The 7,733-nt window shown below is 62.4% G+C and carries 1 protein-coding gene; it reads left to right on the top strand.

Features of this window, described 5'->3' with window-relative positions:
* The coding region (locus F3H95_RS27340) for a hypothetical protein (protein WP_188134511.1) at positions 1–7,733 on the top strand (7,733 nt) is incomplete at both ends.

The following is a 7,733-nucleotide window of genomic DNA, read 5'->3' as shown; positions in this document are numbered from 1 at the left end:
AACTATGCGTCCAACACCATTGCCGGCGGCGTCGGCGGTGTGGTGGGCGTGGGCGGTGCCGTCGTCATCAACCGCACCGGCTCCGGCAATCTCAACGACTACCAGGACAATGATGGCACCTCTGCGGTCGACGGCGGCGGCATGGCAGGCGATGTGGACGGAATTCTGTCCATCGTGGCCGGAAACCGCATCCAGACCAGTGGCAATGCCACGCTCGACGCGACAATCGCCAAGGCCAACAGCGCGACGGCATCCGGCCTGTCCGGCGACGCAACCAGCGTTTCGGCCATGCTGACCAAGGACGGCCACGACCGCACCTCCGCCACGATCGGCGACAATGCCGAGGTGGTGACCGGTGGCTCCGTCGATCTTTCCGCGAGCGATTTCGGCCGTGTCTATCAGTTTGCCGGTACGATCGGCGGCGGTGGCACGGTGGGCGTTGGCCTGACCGTCGGCGTCAACGACTTCTCGTCCTCCGCCATCACCGCCATCGGCACCAATGCGCGGGTGACAGCGGGTGCTGCGCTGAGCCTCCAGGCACAGGGTGCTTCCGTCCTTGAAGCGGTCAACTTTGCGGGTGCGGGTGGTCTGGTCGGCGTTGCCGGTTCGATCAACTACAACCGTCTGCGCAACAGCGCCGAAACAACGATCGGGGCCGGCGCGCAGGTGAGCGCGACCCAGGCCGTGATCAGCGCCGAGAACGAACAGAACCTGGCTGCAACGACCATTGGCCTCGCGGGTGGCCTGGTCGGCGCCGGTGTTTCGTTCACCTATGCCGAACTGGAGGGCGGTGCGACCACCACCCTCGGTAACGGTGCAACGGTCACGACGCGCACCGGCAGTCTCGAAGTGCTGGCGCAGCAGCGCTTCCGGATGTCCGTCGATGGACTGGCGGGCGCCGGCGGTGGCGTGGCCGGCCAGGCTGCCGTCTCCGAAATCGAGGAAGACAGCGACGCGACCGTTCAGTTGGGCGACAACGTCACGCTCGATTCGGCCGGAATCCTCAACATCACGGCTGACAATCTGGGCTGGTCCGTGTCGAACGTGGTCGGCGTCGCGCTCGGCGCGGTGGCTGCGGGCTATGTCCATTCCTATGCCGAAAGCCATGGCGATGCGACGGTCAAGGCTGGCAACAATCATGTGCTGAAGGGCAGTGCGGTGGAAATCTCCGCCCTTGTCGGCGAATTGCAGACCGCCGGCCGCCTGGCAGGTGTCTCAACGCTCGAATCGACCGCAAGCGGCGATTCGAGCGTTGAGGCGGCCGCCGACAGCATTGGCATTGTTCGTCCGACCTACCGTCGTGCGGAAAGCTTCGCGCTGGCCGCGGCTGGCGGCCTGGGCGCCGCGCAGGGCAGCAATATCGGGTCCGCCACCGGCAATGATGCCGTCATCGATCTCGGCATCGGCCAGATCACCGCACGAACCGGCGATGTCGACATCACGACCGAGAATCAGGTCGCCCTTCAGTCCAGGATCATCGGCATCACTGTTGGTGGCCTGTCGCTCGGTGCGCATGTGGCCCAGGCGAAGAATGAAAACACCAGCCGCATCACGCTTGGCTCGTCCGTCAATGCTGCAAGGAACATCCATGTTCTTGCCAACAGCGACACGAAGACGACGGCCGAAAGCTTTGCTGTGTCCGGCGGCGTCTACACGGCGGGCATTTCCAGCGCGACCGTGATCGACAAGGGGGCGACGACCATCGAGCTCTCCGATCTCGCCAGCACGCCGACTGGCGATGATATTCGCGCAACCGGAGAAATTGTCATCAAGGCCGATCATGATCGGCACTTTGATGGCAAGATGAACTCCTTCGGCGTCGGTCTCTATGGCGGCGGTTCCGGCCGCACCGATTATGACATCGAGGGAACGTCGACGGTCGATATTGGCGACAACAGAAAGATCGTTTCCAAGACCTATGACGACCAGAGCAACGGCGAGAAGATCCAGATTCTGGCACGCAATGCCATCGCAAAGGATCTGTTCAGTGACAGCAATATCAATCTGAAAGCCTATGGGGCTATCGCGATTGCCGACGTGGATTCGGATGTATCGGTGAAGACCAATACGGGTGTTTCAATTGGCAAGAAGACGAGCCTCTATTCGGCCGGCGACCTCACGGTCAAATCCATGGCGAATGTCGGCGGCGACGACACCATCACCGTCGACGCAGCCGGTGCTGGGGCCGCCGCCAGCGGCAAGACACGCTTTACGCATGCCGGCATTTCCGGCAGCCGTGCACAGTCCTTCGTGACGGTCGGCCAGTCCGCCTCGCTGTTTGCGGGCGAACACCTGGAGGCCTCCGCTGTCACCGATACCAAGATGGCCACCGCCGGGGATGGCTCGGCCTATGGCGCCGGTGCATCTCTGCGGGTGGATTCCGTCACCGCATCGACCTCCGACAATGTGGTCAAGATCGGCGAAAACGCCAGGATCGCCAGTTACGGCGATGTGTTCCTGGGCGCCGGCGAAGACTATGTCGCGGCAAACGATACGCTCGCGCTCGCCGGCGACCGTCTGGTCGGCTACCGCATCAACAGCAACGATATCGCGGCTTCGGTCATCTCCATCATCGGTGCTGCGATCGGGGTTCCGCGTGACAACATCTCGCGCGCGACGAGCGACCAGAACAATATCCTGAGCATCGCCAGCGGTGGCAAGGTGCAGTCCGGCGAGAACCTTCATGCCGGCGCCGCTGACGAGACGCGCGGTGGCGCCACCGCCTATATCGATGTCCGCAACTACTCGGCGACCAGCTTCCTGACAGCCCTGATGGACATCAAGGGTGTCGGCACGGCCAGCAAATCGGGCACCGTCAATCTCAACGGCACGCTGGAAACGGGCCTTGACCGTTCGCGCTGGATCTCGATCGACGGCACCGACATCAGTTCCGTCACCGGCAGCGGCTACAACTGGCGCAAGGCCGTCAGCAAGTCCGGCAACACCTGGAACGTCAATTACGAGGCACCCCTCGGTGACGTCGTCCTGCGGACCGGAGTCGAAAACGGTGGCCTTACCGGTACCGGCGCCATCGTGACGCCACGCGATGCCGACCTGCGGGTGGCCAACACCTCCTCGAATGCGCTTGCCATCACCGGCCTGTCGATCCCCTATCTGGTGGGCGGCAAGCTTTACCTGAACGGCACGCCGATCAAGCAGAACGGATCGCCGCTGCTGGGTGCCGTCTCCTACGCGCTGCCCACGAAGGACGCGGTGCTTGCGGTCGTCAACACCAATGCCAGCGGTCCCGATCTGACGGTGAAGGGGCAGATCAGCAATATCGGCGGTTCGGTAACGCTCGCCAACATTTACGGTTCGGTGATGCTGCAGTCGCGCGTGCAGGCAGCAGACCTGACCATCCTTGCAGGCCGCGACTTCCGGATCGACAGCGACGACGACGTCAATCTCGGCAACGACCCGATCAAGGAGTTTCAGAATCTGGTCAATGCCAACAGCAACACGCAGACCGCCGGCAATACGGATGTGAAGCTCACTTCGGCAACGCCGGGAGGGACAGCAGGTTCGATCGAGACCCTGGGCAACATCTATATCAAGGCCGACGGGGTCAACATCAACGGCACCATTCGCTCCGGTGTGAGCGGCCGGGATACGACCGTGACGCAGGCGCAGGTGGACGCGGCCCTGGCGAGTGCCCAGAAGACCCGCTATGCCCAGACCAAGAGCGAGGCGGACCGCTATTATCAGCTGAATGCCAAACTTGGTTTCGATCCGCTGACGGCCACGCGTGATCAGCTGGCCAGTATCTCGATCGATGATCTCGCCGAAATTCCGCTCTATTACGACTATGCGACGGGTCGCGTGGTCGCGAAGAACCTGCAGGCCGAAGGTGGCACCATCGTGATCGAGGGTCGCATTGCCAGCACTGGCCGCGGCAAGGTGGAGGCGCTGGACGGCTTTGCCCGCTTCGACATCACCAACCAGTCGACGAGCGCGCTGGAACTGCGCGACATCGATACCGGTAATGGCGTGGAAGGCACGATCGTCTTCAACGATCACAACTATCAGACCGCCAACAGCAGCTATCTGCAGACCCGCTGGGCGCGCATTGGCAGCGACATCGTCAAGTACGAGAACACTTCGAACAAACTGACGAACGGCATTGCAATGACGCAGGTGGCGACCGGTGCGGCAGCGGCCACCTACAACCCGCTCGCCAACCAACGCTACCAGTGGACGGTGACGGCTGACTATTACGACCTTCAGCGGTTCTATTCGTATCACGAGGACGAAGACGAGGGTGAGGCCAGTGTCGAGGCCATCTACAAGGAGCGCAAAGGAAGGCCGTGGAGTGACGTCAGCTACGATTGGATCCGTGGCAAGCTGACCACCAAGACGAGCAGTGATGGCTGGGAGCGCTGGCGCGATGAACACCTGAGCTGGTCCACTCCGACCTATGGGAAGGATCCGGTTGGCGCCCTGGTGGTGAATGCGTCCGACAGCTCGGAATTCCATTATACCCGCAGTGTCACGGAACAACGGCGTGAGGTGCAGAACTTCACCAGCGAGACCGTGTGTGAAACAGACGTGGCCATCTGTTTGGACTACGAAGTCCGTCCGAAGATGGACTATCGCATCTATTACCGGAGCAATCAGACCTACTCGGTGAAGGCGGACAAGACGATCAATATCGGCTTCTTCGGCGAAAACACCGGGCGGATCGCCGTGGACAGCAAGGGTGATGTGCTGATCGGCGGCACCGTGCGCAACATTTCGGGCGAAACCCGCCTGACGAGCCGGGATGGCGGCATCTACACGGCGGAGAATGACGGCCAGGCCGGTGTGCTGATCGCCAACAATATCAAGCTGAATGCGAAAACCGCCATCGGCATGTCATCGACCGATACGTTCCGCATCGAGCAGACCGGTGCCAATGCCATTGTCAATGCCTCGGCACCGAGCCTCTATCTGGAAGAGGTTGCGGGCGGTCTGCGCCTTGGCCAGATCACGGTCGATGCGGCCAAGACCGCCCATGGCGGCGATCTGACCCTTGTTGCGCGCGGCGATCTTGATCTGAGCGCCTCAAACATGAAATCCGCCGTGAAGGGGGGGCGTATCCAGCTGGAAAGCAAGACCGGCAAGATCCTGACCGGCCTTGCCAACAACAAGCTCGATGTCGACACCGACGCGGCGGGTGGCGGCACCTTGTCCGTCGTCACGAAGGATAAGAACGCCGTCACCATTCGCGAGGTCAACGGCGACCTGAGGGTTGACACCATCGACGTGGGAGGAGACCTCACCCTCCTCGTTCAGGGCAATCTTCTCAATGGCCAGACGCCGGCGAGCGACTTTTCCGCCCGCGATGCCGCCTTTGCCGACTACCTCGACGCGCGTGGCCTCGGCACCTCGGCTCATGCCGCCTCCGAGACCGCCCTGGTCAATGAGGCCAAGGCCAAGCAGATGACGGCGATGTACCATGCGTACTGGAAGATGCGCGGCGCCGGCACCACTTCGACCTCCGTAACGAGCCAGATGCGCGGGGCTGCTGCGGATGTGACCGGCACGATTGCGCCCTATGACCGCGATTTTGTCTATCATGTCTCGGATGCAGATCGTGCGGCTCTGGTGGCCAACGGCTTCACCGACGCGGACATTGTTGCCTACGAGGCGAAGCAGACGGCCTTCTACCAAGACGCGAACACCAAGCTCGGCGCTGCGGCGCAGGGCACCTACGATGCGAATTTCGTCTACACGCTGACCGACAGCGAGCAGACCGCCAACGCCGCAGGACTGACCTTCGATCGCAATGCCGTCCTTTCGGCTGTCAATGCGGAGGTCGCCGGCGGCAATGCGGGCGGTTCGAACCAGGCCAGCAACATCCAGGCCGGAAGCCTGAATGTACAGGTCTCCGGTACGATCGGGGAAGAAAACGGCAGCTTCAGCGTCAACCAGGGTGGTGGCAACACGGTTTCCGTCGCCGACATGCAGCGCATGCGCACCGCGCAGGTCGGTGATGTCCAGTACAATACCGACGGGTCTGTCACCGTGACCCGGCGTGACGGCGTGTCGATCAACACGGGCGGCACAGTCAGCGTCAGCGCCGGAGAGGATGCCTATCTTCAGAGCCAGGGCGACCTCAACGTCAAGACGATCGCGGTCGGCAACACGCTGCAGTTGAATACGTCCGGAAGCCTGCTGAACGCCAATGAGGATGGACAGGCCAATGCGACCGGCCGCAACCTCATCCTCTCGAGTGCCGGTGAGAACCTCGGCACAGCTGACAAGCGCTTCGTGACGGATACGACCGATGACGGCTTCGTGCAGTTGCGCACCGATGGCGCTGCCTATCTGGCCGAAAAGACGGGTGACCTGCGCCTCCAGGACGCGGCCGGCCCGACGCTCGACCTGGCCGCCAATAACGGGCGCATCGTCGATGCCTTCGCGGATGCGGGCGTAGACCTCAACGGCAGCAACATCAAGCTCTATGCCCGCGACGGCATCGGCACACAGGGATCGTCGCTCGATATCACGACCCGCACCGATGGCAAGATTGAGCTGCAGACGCCGGGCGATTCCTATATCGCAGCGCCCGATCTGCCTGTGTATGTCAAGGAAGCCATCGTCGGCGGCATTTCGCAGATCGTATCTGCCAGCCAGATCCTGGTCGAGGCCGGCAATACCTTCTCGGCGAGCATCATCGACTGGTTTGCGCCGGATGACGTGATCTTCGGCGAAAACAGCAAGGTGATCTCTCGCGACGGAACTGCCAAGATCCGCACGGAGGCCAACCTCGTGATGGGCAAGGGATCGACCATCGACGCCAAGGGCAATGCCATTGATCTCGGTGCCGCCGGCAACATTGTGCTCGGTAATCTGGTCAGCCAGAAGGGGGGAGACAACGCTGTTGTCGTCAATGCCGGCGGTTCGATCAACGGAAACGGCGACGATCTGAAGGACATCGACGTTTCCGATGAAACCGCGGGTGTGACATTGTCAGCACATGGCGGAATCGGCGGCGAAACGGGGCTCTCGACCAATCTCGCGCATCTCGCCTTCACCAATGCCGATGGCGGCAATGTCGTCATCGAAAACAGCAGAAGCATGACTCTGGAGAGCGGCATGGTGGCCGCAGGCTCCTCCATAACGCTGTCGAGCACTGGGGATTTGCTGACCCAGTCCCTCACCGCGATCGATGGCGATATCGCGCTCTCGTCAGGTCGTCGCCTGACGCAGGCCTCTGGCTCGCTGATCGATGGCGGTACAGGCAGCGTGACGCTGTCGGCGGGCACCGATGCCACGATCGGTCACGTGAAGACGGGTGGCACGGGTACGATCGGCATCACGTCTGTGGCCGGCCGGACCGACCTGACCGATGCGATCGAGGCCGCAAACGGTTCGATCGGTGTGACGGCGCAGACGGCTCTTGCACTGTCGTCCGGCGCCAGCGTGACGGCGACGGGTGCAGGCGGCGTATCCCTGACGGCAACGACGGGCAGCCTGACGCAGGCCTCTGGTTCGCTGATCGATGGTGGTACGGGCACCGTGACGCTGTCGGCGGGTACCGATGCCACGCTTGGTCAGGTGAAGAGCGCGGGGGCGGTATCGGCCTCGGCTCTTGGTGGTTCTGTCGAGCTTGCCGATGCGCTGAGTTCGTCGGGTGGTTCCGTCACGGTGACGGCTGACGGGAATGTCGTGGTTGCCGCGACGGGCTCGGTTGCGGGTGCGACTGGCGTATCCCTGACGGCAACGACGGGCAGCCTGACGCAGGCCTCTGG

The organism is Rhizobium sp. RU35A (assembly GCF_900156005.1).
GTDB classification, from domain to species: domain Bacteria; phylum Pseudomonadota; class Alphaproteobacteria; order Rhizobiales; family Rhizobiaceae; genus Neorhizobium; species Neorhizobium straminoryzae.
The sequence above is the reverse complement of the archived record's forward strand: the minus strand, read 5'-3'. Positions and strand labels throughout refer to the sequence as shown.